The following is a 14303-nucleotide window of genomic DNA, read 5'->3' on the forward strand; positions in this document are numbered from 1 at the left end:
ATGTGGCTAACTGGCGAAATCTACACTCAGCAATAAACGAGGGTATACCTCATCTGATGTGGGCGAGCGATGCATTAAACCGTGCTCACTCTCTTCGTCCCAAGCTTGCCCTTTTAATAAGGCGACTGCAAACAATGGCAGGTCTTGTAATGGCGGTTGGCTGGGCTGCTCGGCTAAGCGGCTTTTGGGCAATACACTGTACTGTGTGCCAGCGCCTAGGTAACTCAGTAGCAAGCGGCATGGTACCTGATCACAGTGTAGTTTTGGACACATTGTTTGCTCTAGTTTGACCAAGCGCATACCAATTACGTCGAGTTCGAATAAGCAGCTAAACATATCGCACACTAGCACTAGGTCATCAATCATGGCTTGGCGGCCTGTGCCTGGCGGTAGTTTTTCACTGATATAGCTTGCTACTTCGTTGGTATTGAGCCTGGCAGAAATTCCTCTAAAAGTACTTTGCTCATCTACCAAGCTGGCAGCGTATTCTGCAATTTGGGGATCAGGCTGGCGCTGCCACACTGCTAGCTCAGTTTGACTGCTATAAATTTCGGTGAGCGCTTGGGCGGTTGCGCCAGTATTGACTACTGGCGTGGCGGTTGGCATGTTCATTATCGGCTTCCTTGAGCAAATTGTGGCTGTAGTTTCACTGTTGAGGTACGTGGCGATACCTGAGCAAAGGCGTTATGCGCATGTAAGCTTTCGAGATGCCTTACTTGAATCGCAATACTGGGATAAAGCGGTGTAAGTTGCTGGGTGAGGCGTCGGCTAATATCTTCTACAAACATTAAGTTCTCGCCATTTAGCTCGGCAAAGGCTTGTTCGTCGGCGCGTTTTACGCTGGTTTGTACTGGAGTGGCGATAATCGCTTCTAGTTGTTCAATCAAGTTGACCAAGCCTAAAGCTGTAGAGTGCGTGGGTAATGGCAGTGATACTAAGGCCACACTGCGTTGGCTGTGGGGTGTGGCAAGGGTGCCATTTTGTTTAAGCCAGGCTGCGGCTTGTGAAGGGCTTAAGGTTTTATCTTCGCCAAAGTGCTGTAAAAATTGGTGGGCTAAACTTTCTCTGACAAGGGCGGCAGAGCAAGGGCAGGTTGAGGAATACTGCAGTTCGACTTGTAAGGCAACAGAAAGCGCTTGTCCTTGTATTAACTCGGCAGATAAGGTGATGGGGTAACGCTGCCAACCAGCAGGGCTATTGCTGACTAAGGCGGGGCGCTTTAACAAAAACTCGAACTGTAGTTCTATTCTCGCAGCGGTAGAGCGAACGTCTGAATGGCTGCTTAACACTTGCGCCAAACAGTGTTCTAGAGATTGGCGAGTGAGTGCTTGCTGAGCCAATTCGTTAAGCAAAAAGTAAAGCCGCGACATATGAATTCCCCGCGCAGCTTGCTCGCCGCCAGGTAGATCGACGGCGATACTGGCACTGGCGTGGCTATGGGTTAAGCCTGCTGGCTCATCTAAATAAACCGGTACCGAAATATCATCCATACCCACCCAGCTAATTGAGGGCTGATGTGTGGTTAGCGATGAACTGGCTACATCGGGCAGTTGGGATCTCAACAATTTCTTCTCTTTACATTATAAGTTCATGAGTGATACGTTATATCATATCATTTGTATTGGTGGCGATGAAGCTATGCATTTTTATTATCTCGGCTTGGCCGCGCGTTTGTGTTCGTTAGTGTTAGTGGCGGCGCTGCTCATCTTATTAACCTATGGAGCCGTTTAGGTTATGCAAGCGATTGTTGAGATGGATGCGCTGACAATTGGCCACCACGCTAATCAAGCCATAGTAAATAACGTGCAAGCCTTTATCCCCAGCAATGGCATGCTGGCGCTGGTTGGCCCTAACGGCGCTGGAAAATCCACGTTATTAAAAACCATTTTAGGCGTGATTAAGCCCTTGAGCGGTGACTTGGTTTACCATATCAATCCTCGTCACGACATTGCCTACATGCCTCAGTTATGCAGCGTAGAACGTAGTTTCCCTATCAATCTCAAACAGTTTGTAAGTGCCGGTTTATGGGCAAAAACAGGTTGGTGGCGACCTATGCGACGTTACCAGCATGAGGTGCAACAGGCACTGGTTCAGGTGGGGATCGAAAACTTAGCCTCCAAGATGTTAAGTGAACTATCGGGCGGGCAATTACAGCGAGCCTTGTTTGCGCGGATGTTATTACAGCGCAGCAAATTAATGCTGCTTGATGAGCCTTTTAACGGCGTAGATGAGGCGACTGTATCGGTATTACTTGAGCAACTAAAACGTTGCCAAGAAAATGGTGCGACTATTGTTGCTGCAATACATGATTTGGAGTTAGTTAAGCAGCACTTCGAGTATTGTTTGTTGTTTAAAGAGGGCGGGGTTGTGCAAGCTAGCAGTGATGAACTGTTTACTCCTCATTACTCTGCAGTGGCGAAGCCCTCAATAAGGGTTGTTGAGTTTGTTGGTCAAAACTTAAAGCGGGCGAACTAACATGCTTGATTTAATATCCTTACTGTTTGCCCCCTTTATTGATTACCAATTTATGCGCCGAGCGCTGGTGGGTTGCGCCACTTTATCGCTGGGAACCGCTCCCATTGGGGTGTTTTTAATGTTGCGACGATTGAGTTTAACTGGCGACGCAATGGCTCATGCCATTTTGCCCGGGGTAGCCTTGGCCTATTTGTTGTGTGGTTTGTCGGTGGTAGCAATGACCATTGGTGGCTTAGTCGCGGGTTTACTGGTGGCGATGTTAGCCGGCGCTACAGCGCTTAAAACTAAAAGCAGTGAAGACAGTACCCTCGCGGCTTTTTATTTGGGTTCACTCGCTTTAGGCGTGTTACTCATCTCTGCCAAAGGCAGCAATATCGATCTCTTGCATGTTCTTTTTGGCACCGCCTTAGCGCTGGATGATACCGCGTTAACACTGCTATTGATTACCTGTGTTTGCAGCTTAGTGGTGTTTACTCTTATCTACCGACCACTGGTACTGGGAACGCTTGATAAAGACTATTTAGATAGCTTTGGTAGCAGCGGAAAAGTGGCCCATTTAGCCTTTATGTTTCTGGTTGTGGCCAACTTAGTGGCGGGTTTCCATGCGCTAGGAACGCTAATGGCTGTAGGCCTAATGATTTTGCCCGCTTGTATCGCCCGATTTTGGACCCGTAAGCTAGAGTCTATGTTGCTGTTGTCGATATTACTCAGCGTTGCTGCCTGTTGGGCTGGGCTGTTGTTGTCTTATTACTTCGGCTTTTCTACCAGCCCAAGCATTGTGCTGTTGCTAGCCGCTTGTTACCTCATTTCTGTGGTGTTTAGTCCACTCGATGGATTACTCCGTAGTGGCAAACCAACTCCCTCTTTCAATCATAACAATAAGGATATGCTCTTATGATTCGCCGTTTTATTGTCAGCCTTACACTCTCTCTCTATGTGCTTCTTCCAGCGATTAGTTTGGCCGCCCCGGTAAAAGTGGTGACTAGCTTTAGTGTGCTAAAAGACTTGGTAAAGCAAGTAGGGGGAGAGCAAATAGAGTTGACTAACCTTGTCGGGCCGAACGGAGACGCTCATGTTTATCAGCCCTCACCCGCAGATGCGCAAGCAGTGGCCCATGCTGATCTGTTAGTGATAAACGGTTTGGGTTTTGAAGGTTGGATGGAGCGCTTAGTTGAGGCCGCAGATTTTCAAGGTTTAATGCTTGCCGCTACTGATGGCATTGGTGTGATTCATCTTGAGGAGCATGACGATGAAGCCGAGGCTACATACCAAGATGAGCACGAAGCACACCATGAAGGTGGGGCTAAACACCATGATGAACAGGAAACACATCATGAAGACGACGCTGAACACCATGACGAGGGTAAAGAAGATCATCATGCTCATCACCATGGCGAGTTTGACCCACATGCTTGGCATAGTGTGATAAATACGCGTACTTATGTTCACAACATACTTGCGGCGCTGGTAAAGGTATCACCCGAAAACAGAGCCTACTTTGAAGAAAATGCCGCGCGTTACCTTAGTCAGCTTAAGCAGCTGCAAACACGGTTAGCGGCCGAAATGGCTTCGGTTCCTGCAAACAAACGTAATGTGATTACCTCGCATGATGCCTTCGGCTACTTAGCTAAAGACTATGGTTTTCACTTTACTGCTCCACAGGGTATGAGTACCGAAGCAGAAGCGTCTGCAGCCGATGTGGTTAACATTATCAAACAAATTCGCCAGCAAAATATCCAAGCCGTATTTGTAGAAAATGTATCTAATCCGCGTTTAATCGAGCAAATAGCCCGCGAAACTGGCGTTAACATTGGCGGTGAGCTGTATTCCGATGCTTTAGCAAGCGAGGATCAAGCCGCTGGGACCTACATAGGAATGATGGAACATAACATCTCCACCTTAGTGAATGCGCTCAAGTAGCGGTTTTAGCGAGCCCAAAGGTGCTTAAAACAAATAGAGCGCTGTGGTGGGTTGCCATGCTATGCATGGCGCCCTTATTGGTGAGCGCACACCCTCATTCATGGATAGATGTGCGAAGTTATGTGGATGGAAAAAACCAGCAAATTAACGGGGTAAGCATGGTGTGGCAATTTGACCCTATGACCTCTGCTTATATGTTGGACGGCGAAGATCTAGACGGTGTTAATCGCCAGCTAACGTTAACTCGTATGGCTCAAGACTTAGTGATTAACATTAGCGATTTTGATTATTTTACCAAGGTTTATTGGAACCAGCAGCCAGTCGAGTTGGCTGGAGCTAGCATGCAACGGGTTACTATTGAAGGGCTCAAGGTGAGCTTTAGTTTTTACCTGTCGTTCAAACAGCCTATTTCAATGCACGCTATTTCAATGGGACAGGGGACCTTAGATATCCGTGTTTTTGATCCCAGCTATTACATTGATATGTCCTGGCGCGATTCAAACGATCTTGCTCTCGCGATTGAGTTACAAGCGGCGTGTAGTCAAAAAATTATAGAGCCAAGCCCTAGTTCAGAACAAATGAGTTATGCCTTGGCGCTGCCTGCCGATGCTAGCCCTGATAACGCTTTAGGTAAATTATTTACTCAGCAGGGCGTGATTACCTGCGAATCACTGTAAGGATGTAAATGATGAGCCGTCACCATCGCTCTGTGCTGCTATTGGCCTGTCTATTGTTAGTTGTGGGCGGAAGCAGTATTTATCTGTGGTTGTCATTTCCTCAGCTGTGGATGCAATCTAAACGCTGGCAAATGGAACTGAGTCGCTACATTAGTGAGTTGTTGAGCTTGGCATCGCAACATCCGGTAAAGGCAGTGTGGACAACGTTTTTAGCAAGCTTGAGCTATGGGGTTTTACATGCAGTTGGGCCGGGGCATGGCAAGGTGATTATGGCCAGTTACTTGAGTACTCATCCGGCGAAACTTAACACTAGCCTTAAGCTCTCTTTATCAGCGGCTATGCTGCAAGCGCTGGTGGCTATCACCTTGGTGAGTACCCTGCTATTTGTTATGGACAGCAGCATTAGCCAACTCAATATTCAGGCCGAACGGCTGGTTGAGTTGAGTTATATCGCGATGATACTACTGGGCCTAATTGTGGCTTGGAAGGGCGTTAAACAATACCGAAGCTCTCTGAAAAGATTGAATCTGGTGAATATTGGGTCACGGCTTACTGGCCAAGAGCTTAAGACTAATACAGTGCCTTTTACTCCCCTGTTAAGCCCACACAATAACGATTGTGAATGCGGGCATAGCCACGTAGCAAGTTCAGCGTCATTAACCGAGGCCAGCAACTTGAAAGACTATTTCGCTATTGTTGTCAGTATTGGTATGCGGCCATGCAGCGGGGCGCTAATGGCACTGATATTTGCAAAATCCTTAGATGTTTATTGGTTGGGAGTAGTCAGTGCGCTGTCAATGGGATTGGGCACGGCGATAGCGATCGGTTTGCTTGCTTGGCTATCATTATCGGGAGGAGGACTGGCTAAGCGTTATGTTTCCTTAACCGGCCAAAAATATCGCGTGCTGCGCTTAGCTGTAAAACTGGCTGCCGCAGGCTTAATTTGTTTATTGGGGCTCGTTATGCTGAAAAGCCAGTCCTTATTATTCTCACCGATATTGTGAAATAACCATGAGCAGTTTTGGGATACGCATGGTGTTAGCTTATTAAGCTAAGGTTTTGCCCAAAATTGTCAGGCTATAATCTTGCTTATCCATTCTTGCCACATTTGGTAGCTGGCCCCAGTGCTGGTATCCAAGCTTTTCAAACAAGGCAAGGCTAGGCCCATTATGACTAAATATGAAGGCCAACAGTATTTCTATTCCCAGTTCTTGGGCAATGGGTTCGGCGGCAAGTAACAAGCGTTTGCCTAAGCCTTTACCGCGCTGGTCTTCAGCTAAATAGAGACTGATTTCGGCGCTATGTTGGTAAGCTGGGCGACCATAAAAATCACTAAAGCTTAACCAAGCAACCACTTCCCCGGCTTGTTCTATTACGTATAAAGGGCGCTTGGGGTGTTGGTGCTGCTTAAACCATTGAAGGCGTGAGGCTACCGTTTGTTCTTCTGTATCGGCTGTTACTTGGCGAGAGGCTACGATCGAGTTGTAGATCTCTACAATGCGAGGAAGGTCGGCTTCAAGCGCCAGGCGAAAGGCTACAGACATGTCAGTATTCCACTTAGTAATGCGGTGGCGGTGTTTCTTGCTCTTGAGGGGCGACGGCTGCGCTGCCATCGCCTTCAAACAATTTGGCGCGAATAAGCTTAAACTGATGTTGTAGCGTTTCTAGCTGATTTTGTTGATCTTGTAGGGCAAGGTTTAGCTGCTCGATGGTATCTTCTTGAAAGGCTATTTTGGTTTCAAGGCGTTCAATAACGCCGTCTAATTCTTGCTGATTCATACCGCTACTTCTTTAATTCCCAAACTTCGACTAAACCGCTCGAGCTGGCGCTCGCTAGCTGGCCATTATCGAGCATCGCCGCACTATACACAACCGCGCTTTTAGGACGTGTTTTTTTGGTAGGGGTGACTAGCCAATGTTGCAGTGCTTGGCCACTTGCTACATGCCAAACGCTTAATTTTCTGGCGGCTGAGCCAGTAAGTAACCACTCGCCTTGATTAGCAAAGCTCACATATGAAAATATGTTTTGTCGAGCGGTAAGTTTTAACTGGCTAACTTGCTCGCCGCTTGGAATGGCCCATACTCGGGCTAGCTTGCCGTTATCGGCAGTAAACGCGTATTTACCGTTAGACTCTAAAGCGACCGATGATACCCGCCCTTGATGCGGAAAGCGCAAAATAACTTGGGCGGTTTGGGTATCCCAAAATAGTGCTTGGTAATCGTTACCGCCGCTGAGGGCGTAACGGCCATTAGCGGATAGCGCTACTGCGTTAATTTTTTCGCTGTGACCTAAAAACTCTAAGCGACGGCCAGAGAGTAGGTCGAGGTGGATGACTTTGCCATCGCCTAAGCCAATCAGAACTTGTTGGCCATTGCTGGTTAAGGCAATGTCGCGAATGCTCGATTCACTGAGCTTCCAATAACCTAGCGCTCTGCCACTGGCGATATCCCACACCACAAAATCATCACGGCTGGCACTTATGGCATAGCGGTTACCCTCGGCAATTTTAACCAAAAAGACTTGGTTGTTGGCTTGGTTTTGATGATCCCACTGAAATAGCTGACGTTGTTCTTTTACATCCCACAGGCTTAAACCATGGTGAATAGAAGAGACCAAACTGAGGCTGCCGTCAGACGAAAAATCGGCAGCATAAGATCCGTCAGTAGCTTGCTCCCAGCTGCGAACAGGAGGTGAGTCGTCGCTACAACTGGTTAATAGCAGAGTAAAGCTATAAATTACAAATAACTTAATAATTGTCATTTTTTTGCGTTTTTTTACGGAACTGTCACTAGGTTGTGTTGACTAATAGGGTTAGTATAAGGGCTTTGCGGGCTAAGTGTTTAATTATTCATAATGATCTTGCACGCTATGCCACAGATTTAATGCGACTTAATTGGAGATAAATGAATGAAAAAGTATTTTGCCGTGTCGGTTTTGGCCGCCTCGATATTAGCCGTTACCGGCTGTCAGGAAGAGAAAGCTGAAGCTCCAGCGGTAGCTCAAGTAGCCTTAGAGAACGAAGGTCAACAGCAAGCCTATGCAATTGGTGCTTCTGTATCTCGTTACATTGCCACTACACTTGAGCAGCAAAAAGAATTGGGTCTTGAATTAGATAACGCATTAGTTCTTAAAGGCATGCAAGACGGTTTAAGTGGCGAAGTAGCCATGTCTGAAGAAGAAATTCAGCTAGCACTTAAAGCGCTAGACGAGAAACTTGCTGGATTGGTAGAAGCTAAAACGGCTGAAGATGCAGCTGCAGCTCAAGCTGAAAGCGCTAAGTATTTGTCAGATAACGCTGCTCGCGAAGGCGTTTCAGTGACTGAGTCTGGTTTACAGTTTGAAGTATTAACTGACGCTGAAGGCGACAAGCCAAGCGCTGCTGATACAGTAACTGTTCACTACAAAGGTACCCTGACTGACGGAACTACTTTTGATAGCTCTTACGACCGTGGTGAGCCAGCAACGTTCCCACTAAACCGTGTGATTCCAGGTTGGACCGAAGGTGTTCAACTTATGTCTAAAGGCGCGAAGTACAAATTCTTCATCCCTTCAGAGCTAGGTTACGGTGAAAACGGCGCAGGTAGCATTCCACCTAACTCAATCTTAGTATTTGAAGTTGAGTTAATGGAAATTGAAAAAGCTGATGCAGCGGCAGAAACGCCAGCTAGCTAATCAATAGCTTGATCAAAAAAACGCAGCATTTAGGTGCTGCGTTTTTGTTTATAGCAAAATAATAAAAAAGGCCTCTTGTGAGGCCTTTTTATTTGGTTTTTATTCTGCAGCAGCGCTTTGTTGGCTGTGCTGGTATAAATGGTCGAGTAATTCATCTTCTACTGCGAAGCGCTCTTCCATTTCTTGTCCCAGCTGAGATAAGTCTCTGTCGAAGCTGTTGAGCTCGATGTCTTCACTCACTTCGGCGTACTTGTCGTTAAAGGCCAGTGCGGTGTCAGTGGTTTCGGTAATTTGCGGTAATAAGCTTTCGCCAGGTTTGGTATCACCATCGTTGGCGCATTCACTCACAATTTGCTCGTAGATTTCAAAATGACCTGTTGATGCGTAATCAACTAACTGTTGGCAAAATTGGGTAATCGCCGGCAGCGGCGGTAGCGAGCGTTCAGCGGTGTCGTAGGGCGGTAGACCTGCTAATTCACAGTAGGCAATTAACAATTGTTTTCTAGCGTCTAACCAAGCATCGATAACTTGGCTGGCGCCTCCCCATTTGGCTTGAGCTTGTTCAAGTTTGCTTAGCATTGCCCTTGCTCCTAAATCCCTAAAGAATATAACTATAACTAAATAAAATCGGGGCTTTCGTCAACCGATATTTAGTTTAAGTGAGGCGTGGCTAAACATTTGTCAGTCGTGAAAAGCTTGTTATGTAGTGTAAGCTTGGTCATTATTTGCCTATTGAGCAAGCTCGCGTTAGAGAAAGGATGAAGTGTGAGTAAACAATTTGGCTGGTGGTTTTTTACCTGCGGCAACCAGATATTAGTGATCCCTCAAGGTGAGTGTATTCCTTACGGTGATGTTGAAGACCTGCCTTTACCCGAGTTAGATTTTACCCAAGTTGAACGCTTTGCCAGTTATAAAGGCGAGGCATGTTTGCGTTTGGAGTTGAGCGAAGCAATTGATTTGGGCATGGGTGAGTGGATTGATTTACGCAGCAGTATGTCGGTACTCAGTGGCCCGCTCTTTAACTTGGTAGGAAAAGCGCAACAATTTGCCTTGTTTCTTAAAACTCATCGTTTTTGTGGCAGTTGCGGTGAAGCCCTAGAACGGGTGGACTGGGAGTTAGCCATGCAATGTGACCATTGCGGCTTTAGAGCGTACCCTCGAATTTCGCCCAGCATAATTGTGCTAATTAGTGATGGCCGCAAAGTGCTGTTAGCAAACCATCGCCGCCATCAAAAGCAAGAGCAACCGATATACACGGCCATTGCTGGCTTTGTTGAAGCGGGAGAAACGCTTGAACAAACCGTTCATCGAGAAGTGCATGAAGAAACCGGTATTAGGGTTAAAAATGTGAGTTACTGGCGGAGCCAGCCTTGGGCGTTTCCCCATTCAATTATGGCCGCTTATTTTGCCGAATATGACACTGGTGAGGTGAATATTGACCGTCGCGAACTGGCCGATGCCCAGTGGTTTGATTACAGCGATCTGCCTCACCTTCCGCCAACTGGCACGATTGCCCGAGATATGATTAATCACTGGCTTGGACAAAAAACTAACGAATAATTATGGGGTCTTACATAAACTGCTCAGGCTTAGTTATAAGGCTTGAGTTGTTAAGGCAGCTAGTTACAATGCACTAGCTAAAATTTTAGATAATCGGGAAAGTTAATGTCGGAACTTAAAAACGATCGCTATTTGCGCGCACTGTTAAAGCAGCCTGTAGACGTAACACCAGTATGGATGATGCGCCAAGCGGGTCGCTATTTGCCTGAGTATCGAGCTGTACGCAAAGACGCAGGTGATTTTATGTCGGTGTGTCGTGATGCTGACTTGGCTTGTGAAGTAACCTTGCAGCCACTGCGTCGTTTTAAGCTTGACGCGGCTATTTTGTTTTCCGACATTCTTACTATTCCTGACGCTATGGGTTTAGGTTTGTATTTCTCTACCGGAGAAGGCCCAAAGTTTGAACGCCCAGTGACCAGCAGGGCACAAGTTGAATCCTTAGGTGTGCCAGATCCAGAGCAAGAGCTGGGTTATGTAATGAATGCTGTTCGCACTATTAAGCGAGAGCTGAAAGGCGAAGTACCGCTGATTGGCTTTTCTGGTAGCCCTTGGACTTTAGCCACCTATATGGTTGAAGGCGGCACCACAAAGTCGTTTGCGGGCATCAAAAAAATGGCTTTTAGCGAGCCGCAAACTCTGCACTTGTTACTCGATAAACTAGCTGAATCAGTCATCTTGTATTTAAACGCGCAAATCGCTGCTGGTGCTCAGTCGGTGATGTTGTTTGATACTTGGGGTGGGGTATTATCGCCACGCGATTACAACGAGTTCTCGTTGCGCTACATGCACAAAATTGTTGATGGCTTAACCCGTAAAGTCGATGGCCAAACAGTGCCAGTGACTTTATTCACCAAAAACGGTGGCCAGTGGTTAGAGCAAATCGCTGCTACGGGTTGTGATGCAGTAGGCTTAGATTGGACCATTAATATTGCTGAAGCGAAAAAACGCATTGGCGACAAAGTGGCCTTGCAAGGCAACATGGATCCCTCAATGTTGTATGCGCCAGTAGGGCGTATTCGTGAAGAAGTTGCCACTATTCTTGAAGGTTTTGGTGAAGGCAATGGCCACGTATTTAACTTAGGCCATGGCATTCACCCAGACGTAAACCCCGAGCATGCGGGTGCCTTTATTGATGCTGTTCATGAATTAAGCGCACCTTATCATAAGTAGCGTTAATATCTGCCTACTTCACATATAACAAAGTTAAATAACACGTATTAACTATACGGCGTGTTATTTAACTGAATCACCCTCGCTATTGCTCTCAGCTTTGATATAGTAAAGTACTTAGAACTCTTTACGGATGAAGTTCATTTTTGGCCGTAACTGAGAGCTTGTTGTTATGAAATCCCCTTTGCAAATAGGCATAGTGTTTATTCTTGTGCTGATAATGGTTGTTACCTATAAGCTAAAAAGTGTAGGTGAACCTAACGTTCTTCCTTATCTTTCTTATCATACCCTCAACGGTAAAACAGAAGTGCTTGCGCAACAGCTAGTCATCCCGCAGACTGAGCACACTAGATAATCGAATTTTCTATTTATCGTTATGATGTTTCTTAGTTTTTTACTTATTGGTGCCGCGGCAGGTTTAATGTCGGGGTTATTTGGTATTGGTGGCGGTTTAGTCATTGTGCCGGTGCTAATTGGTAGCTTTGGAGCCATGGGTTTTGCCAGTGAATCGGCGATTCACCTAGCCATTGGCACGTCATTAGCCTCGATTATTATCACAGCTAGTAGCGCCAGCTACGCCCATTATTGTCGTGGCTCAATTGATTGGAATATTGTGAAACGCTTGGGTGGCGGCATAGTGTTTGGATCGATGCTTGGTGCTTGGGTGGCCACTCGCTTACATGCCGATCACTTAACTAACTATTTTGCTGGTTTCTTACTGGTTATGGCGCTGTATATGGCGTTTGGTAGAACGCCTAAAGCTCAACGCAGTTTGCCGGGGCCCACTGGCACCAGTTTATTAGGTGCTATTGTGGGCTGTATCTCTGCCATGTTTGGCATTGGCGGCGGTACCATTACTTTTCCTAGTTTGAGTTGGTATGGCGTATCAGCCCCCAAAGCTGTTGCTATTTCGGCAGTATGTGGTTTACCGATTGCGTTAGTGGGCACTGTTGCATATATCTATAATGGTTGGCATGAAGCCGACTTACCGGCCTGGAGTTTGGGTTATGTTTATTTGCCTGCATGGTTAGGCATTGTGCTTACCAGCTCCATATTTGCCCGTTTAGGTAGTCGCTTAGCTTATCGTTTGCCCGCCAAACGGCTTAAGCAAGCATTTGCCTTGTTGCTATTGGTAATGGCCATTAAGTTATTGATTGAGTAGGAGAGGTTTGATGAAAAAGTTTTTATTCTCGGCAGTTCTGATTGCTTGGTTTTCTAGTGCTGCAGCGTTTGCTGCAACCCCTGTTTCAGAGAAGCAATTAGGCGAAGTGCTGGTGGAATCGCGTAATCAGCTTTACCAAGCAGAACCTGGCCAAACCAATGATTATTCACGCTTAGTGGCATTTGGCTTAGATACTCGCTACGGGGTATTTGTGCGTAGCTGGTTGTATTTTGAGCTGCAAATGGTCACCCAGCAAATAAGTTTGCAACCGGATAATGAACAAGCTAAAAGCCGTCAGAGCATTCTGTTTAACCTGCGTCGCCAAATTGATTTAGAATAGGCAAAATTTTTTAACGAGGAGTAACAATGTCTCTGTCATTGTTGTTAGCCATTGTGATTTTAGTTGGCGACATATTCGCCATAGTGAAGATTTTAAACAGCAGTGCGGAAATTGGCCGTAAATATCTTTGGATATTCTTAATCTGCTTACTACCACTAGTTGGCATTGTATTGTGGCTATTTAAAGGGCCCAAAAACTAGGGCTCTTTTAGTTGTTTAAGTAAGGCCTGCATTTTTTGGTTATTGTGCTGCAGCACCATTAACTCTGAACGAAACAGTGCGGGCAGTTCGACCACGGTGATCGCGATTAACATCGCTAAACCCCATTGCCAAACGCCACCTAGCATTAACAGTAGAGCCACCAGTGAAATGCCAAAATTGAGCAAACCTCGTAGCCACTTAGCTAGATAAAAATGGTGTAATCCCGCGAGCATCAAATAGTTAAGCACAGCGTAGCTATCTGGGTCTTTTACTTGTTTTTGCCAAGTATGATGAAACTGTTTACGTTGCTCGTCAGGCAGCTCTCTCACCGATAAACGTAGTTGTTCTTGCTGCTGTTCTAATTGCTCGCGGTTTAACATGGTTTAACGCCCCAGAGTCACAATTACCGTTTCGCGACTCCAAAATAACCAGAAGCGACGATTTTCAATCACCTGAAATACCAGCTGCCAACCATCGCTTGCTTCTTTGTTCAAGCTTGCCTCTACTTTTTGCAAAGGCATGCCTGATGCACCTAAAAACAAGGTGCCTAAGGCCCCTTCGGTAATTGCGATTACTTTGTACTCTTTGTAAGCCATGTTGCTCTCATTCTCTAATAACAGTTGTTCGACTATAAGCTATGCTTAAAAGCAAAACCATCATTAAGCGCAATTCAAAAGCTATGCTACTTTTAAATACATAGCGGTGGTTTTTGTAATCAAATAGTCTTTAGAGACAAAAGCTTATTGCTTGTTACAGGCTTAATACAGAGCGTTTGATGTTTATGTGAGCCAAACTTGCTATTTGCTAGTGAGTTTGTTGGTATGTTTAAGTTGATGGGTAAGCGTTAGGGAACAGCTATGAAAGTAACCATGCTTTACTATGATGAAGATAATCCACTGTTGTTACAGCAACAGGTACTGTCTGAGCTGAGTCAAAGTAGCAAAGGCCGGGTCATTATCCCTAATGAAGATAAACTAGGAAAAATCATCATTGCCATTTTAGATGGAGAGGTGAAAGTTCTTAACTCCTTAGGTGACCGCGCATTTGCCGCCTTTGATTTAGAAAAGCAAATCGCCTTTGAAGGCGACGCAGACTAAACTCTCAAGGCAGCGAATCGTTCGCTGCC

At 46.1% G+C, this 14303-nt stretch carries 20 protein-coding genes; 12 read left to right on the top strand and 8 right to left on the bottom strand.

Going from position 1 to position 14303, the window contains the following annotated elements; translation table 11 throughout:
- Window positions 1-6: 6 nt before the first annotated feature.
- Window positions 7-612, bottom strand: a complete 606-nt coding sequence (locus FFR00_RS12695) for a DUF1826 domain-containing protein (RefSeq protein WP_137673779.1) — start codon at window positions 610-612, stop codon at window positions 7-9.
- Complete coding sequence (gene folE2 / locus FFR00_RS12700; RefSeq protein ID WP_201798744.1) at window positions 612-1565, bottom strand: GTP cyclohydrolase FolE2; 954 nt, start codon at window positions 1563-1565, stop codon at window positions 612-614. Before folE2 ends, FFR00_RS12695 begins: the two co-directional genes overlap by 1 nt.
- A gap of 169 nt (window positions 1566-1734) precedes the next feature.
- Here folE2 and FFR00_RS12705 point away from each other — a divergent pair, with 169 nt between their 5' ends.
- Genes FFR00_RS12705 through FFR00_RS12725 form a run of 5 tightly spaced genes read left to right on the top strand, consistent with a single transcriptional unit; the run spans window position 1735 to window position 6076 of the window.
- A complete protein-coding gene (locus tag FFR00_RS12705) occupies window positions 1735-2475 on the top strand; it encodes a metal ABC transporter ATP-binding protein (protein ID WP_137673780.1) in 741 nt (246 codons plus the stop codon).
- A 1-nt stretch (window position 2476) separates the two neighbouring features.
- A complete protein-coding gene (locus tag FFR00_RS12710) occupies window positions 2477-3373 on the top strand; it encodes a metal ABC transporter permease (protein ID WP_137673781.1) in 897 nt (298 codons plus the stop codon).
- Entirely contained in the window at window positions 3370-4395 is a 1026-nt protein-coding gene (locus FFR00_RS12715) for a metal ABC transporter solute-binding protein, Zn/Mn family (protein WP_137673782.1), read from the top strand. Before FFR00_RS12710 ends, FFR00_RS12715 begins: the two co-directional genes overlap by 4 nt.
- A 20-nt stretch (window positions 4396-4415) precedes the next feature.
- Complete coding sequence (locus FFR00_RS12720) at window positions 4416-5072, top strand: DUF1007 family protein (protein WP_137673783.1); 657 nt, start codon at window positions 4416-4418, stop codon at window positions 5070-5072.
- 8 nt (window positions 5073-5080) lie between these two features.
- Window positions 5081-6076: a nickel/cobalt transporter gene (locus FFR00_RS12725; RefSeq protein ID WP_137673784.1), complete on the top strand. Its 996-nt coding sequence runs from the start codon at window positions 5081-5083 to the stop codon at window positions 6074-6076.
- A 42-nt stretch (window positions 6077-6118) separates the two neighbouring features.
- Here FFR00_RS12725 and FFR00_RS12730 read toward each other — a convergent pair whose 3' ends face one another.
- Genes FFR00_RS12730 through FFR00_RS12740 form a run of 3 tightly spaced genes read right to left on the bottom strand, consistent with a single transcriptional unit; the run spans window position 6119 to window position 7833 of the window.
- Window positions 6119-6616, bottom strand: a complete 498-nt coding sequence (locus tag FFR00_RS12730) for a GNAT family N-acetyltransferase (protein ID WP_137673785.1) — start codon at window positions 6614-6616, stop codon at window positions 6119-6121.
- Window positions 6617-6629: 13 nt separating this feature from the next.
- Window positions 6630-6851: a SlyX family protein gene (locus FFR00_RS12735; RefSeq protein ID WP_137673786.1), complete on the bottom strand. Its 222-nt coding sequence runs from the start codon at window positions 6849-6851 to the stop codon at window positions 6630-6632.
- A 4-nt stretch (window positions 6852-6855) separates the two neighbouring features.
- On the bottom strand, window positions 6856-7833 hold the full coding sequence (locus tag FFR00_RS12740) for a WD40 repeat domain-containing protein (RefSeq protein ID WP_137673787.1): 978 nt from the start codon (window positions 7831-7833) through the stop codon (window positions 6856-6858).
- Window positions 7834-7980: 147 nt separating this feature from the next.
- On the opposite strand from FFR00_RS12740, the gene fkpA reads away from it, so the two are divergent.
- Window positions 7981-8745 carry an FKBP-type peptidyl-prolyl cis-trans isomerase gene (gene fkpA, locus FFR00_RS12745; protein ID WP_137673788.1) on the top strand — a complete coding sequence of 255 codons (765 nt, stop codon included), beginning with the start codon at window positions 7981-7983 and terminating at the stop codon, window positions 8743-8745.
- Between the two features lie 99 nt (window positions 8746-8844).
- On the opposite strand, the gene rsd is transcribed toward fkpA, so the two are convergent.
- Window positions 8845-9324 (bottom strand): sigma D regulator, encoded by a 480-nt coding sequence (rsd, locus tag FFR00_RS12750; protein WP_137673789.1) that lies wholly within the window; start codon window positions 9322-9324, stop codon window positions 8845-8847.
- A gap of 186 nt (window positions 9325-9510) precedes the next feature.
- Here rsd and nudC point away from each other — a divergent pair, with 186 nt between their 5' ends.
- From nudC to FFR00_RS12775, 5 genes are all read left to right on the top strand, one after another.
- Window positions 9511-10305, top strand: coding sequence for an NAD(+) diphosphatase (gene nudC / locus FFR00_RS12755; protein WP_137673790.1), 795 nt, complete (start codon window positions 9511-9513; stop codon window positions 10303-10305).
- A 105-nt stretch (window positions 10306-10410) separates the two neighbouring features.
- Window positions 10411-11475 carry a uroporphyrinogen decarboxylase gene (hemE, locus tag FFR00_RS12760; RefSeq protein WP_137673791.1) on the top strand — a complete coding sequence of 355 codons (1065 nt, stop codon included), beginning with the start codon at window positions 10411-10413 and terminating at the stop codon, window positions 11473-11475.
- A gap of 376 nt (window positions 11476-11851) precedes the next feature.
- Entirely contained in the window at window positions 11852-12637 is a 786-nt protein-coding gene (locus FFR00_RS12765) for a sulfite exporter TauE/SafE family protein (RefSeq protein WP_161985160.1), read from the top strand.
- 10 nt (window positions 12638-12647) lie between these two features.
- Entirely contained in the window at window positions 12648-12977 is a 330-nt protein-coding gene (locus FFR00_RS12770) for a hypothetical protein (RefSeq protein WP_137673792.1), read from the top strand.
- Between the two features lie 26 nt (window positions 12978-13003).
- Window positions 13004-13177 carry a PLDc N-terminal domain-containing protein gene (locus FFR00_RS12775; RefSeq protein WP_235836221.1) on the top strand — a complete coding sequence of 58 codons (174 nt, stop codon included), beginning with the start codon at window positions 13004-13006 and terminating at the stop codon, window positions 13175-13177.
- Here the strand turns inward: FFR00_RS12775 and FFR00_RS12780 are convergent.
- A complete protein-coding gene (locus tag FFR00_RS12780; protein ID WP_137673793.1) occupies window positions 13174-13557 on the bottom strand; it encodes a TM2 domain-containing protein in 384 nt (127 codons plus the stop codon). The genes FFR00_RS12775 and FFR00_RS12780 overlap by 4 nt on opposite strands.
- 3 nt (window positions 13558-13560) lie before the next feature.
- Complete coding sequence (locus FFR00_RS12785) at window positions 13561-13773, bottom strand: DUF4177 domain-containing protein (protein WP_137673794.1); 213 nt, start codon at window positions 13771-13773, stop codon at window positions 13561-13563.
- A gap of 261 nt (window positions 13774-14034) precedes the next feature.
- On the opposite strand from FFR00_RS12785, the gene FFR00_RS12790 reads away from it, so the two are divergent.
- Window positions 14035-14274, top strand: coding sequence for a TIGR02922 family protein (locus tag FFR00_RS12790; protein ID WP_137673795.1), 240 nt, complete (start codon window positions 14035-14037; stop codon window positions 14272-14274).
- Window positions 14275-14303: the final 29 nt, after the last annotated feature.

Source organism: Agarivorans sp. Toyoura001 (genome assembly GCF_005405585.1).
GTDB lineage: Bacteria > Pseudomonadota > Gammaproteobacteria > Enterobacterales > Celerinatantimonadaceae > Agarivorans.

Excerpts from the sequence above, each read along its gene's own strand:
- FFR00_RS12770 (WP_137673792.1), top strand. The coding sequence starts at position 12,648 with ATGAAAAAGTTTTTATTCTCGGCAGTTCTGATTGCTTGGTTTTCTAGT.
- FFR00_RS12710 (WP_137673781.1), top strand. The coding sequence starts at position 2,477 with ATGCTTGATTTAATATCCTTACTGTTTGCCCCCTTTATTGATTACCAA.
- rsd (WP_137673789.1), bottom strand. The coding sequence starts at position 9,324 with ATGCTAAGCAAACTTGAACAAGCTCAAGCCAAATGGGGAGGCGCCAGC.
- FFR00_RS12775 (WP_235836221.1), top strand. The coding sequence starts at position 13,004 with ATGTCTCTGTCATTGTTGTTAGCCATTGTGATTTTAGTTGGCGACATA.
- FFR00_RS12715 (WP_137673782.1), top strand. The coding sequence starts at position 3,370 with ATGATTCGCCGTTTTATTGTCAGCCTTACACTCTCTCTCTATGTGCTT.
- FFR00_RS12735 (WP_137673786.1), bottom strand. The coding sequence starts at position 6,851 with ATGAATCAGCAAGAATTAGACGGCGTTATTGAACGCCTTGAAACCAAA.
- hemE (WP_137673791.1), top strand. The coding sequence starts at position 10,411 with ATGTCGGAACTTAAAAACGATCGCTATTTGCGCGCACTGTTAAAGCAG.
- FFR00_RS12740 (WP_137673787.1), bottom strand. The coding sequence starts at position 7,833 with ATGACAATTATTAAGTTATTTGTAATTTATAGCTTTACTCTGCTATTA.
- FFR00_RS12785 (WP_137673794.1), bottom strand. The coding sequence starts at position 13,773 with ATGGCTTACAAAGAGTACAAAGTAATCGCAATTACCGAAGGGGCCTTA.
- FFR00_RS12725 (WP_137673784.1), top strand. The coding sequence starts at position 5,081 with ATGATGAGCCGTCACCATCGCTCTGTGCTGCTATTGGCCTGTCTATTG.
- FFR00_RS12730 (WP_137673785.1), bottom strand. The coding sequence starts at position 6,616 with ATGTCTGTAGCCTTTCGCCTGGCGCTTGAAGCCGACCTTCCTCGCATT.
- FFR00_RS12695 (WP_137673779.1), bottom strand. The coding sequence starts at position 612 with ATGAACATGCCAACCGCCACGCCAGTAGTCAATACTGGCGCAACCGCC.
- FFR00_RS12790 (WP_137673795.1), top strand. The coding sequence starts at position 14,035 with ATGAAAGTAACCATGCTTTACTATGATGAAGATAATCCACTGTTGTTA.
- FFR00_RS12780 (WP_137673793.1), bottom strand. The coding sequence starts at position 13,557 with ATGTTAAACCGCGAGCAATTAGAACAGCAGCAAGAACAACTACGTTTA.
- fkpA (WP_137673788.1), top strand. The coding sequence starts at position 7,981 with ATGAAAAAGTATTTTGCCGTGTCGGTTTTGGCCGCCTCGATATTAGCC.
- FFR00_RS12705 (WP_137673780.1), top strand. The coding sequence starts at position 1,735 with ATGCAAGCGATTGTTGAGATGGATGCGCTGACAATTGGCCACCACGCT.
- FFR00_RS12765 (WP_161985160.1), top strand. The coding sequence starts at position 11,852 with ATGATGTTTCTTAGTTTTTTACTTATTGGTGCCGCGGCAGGTTTAATG.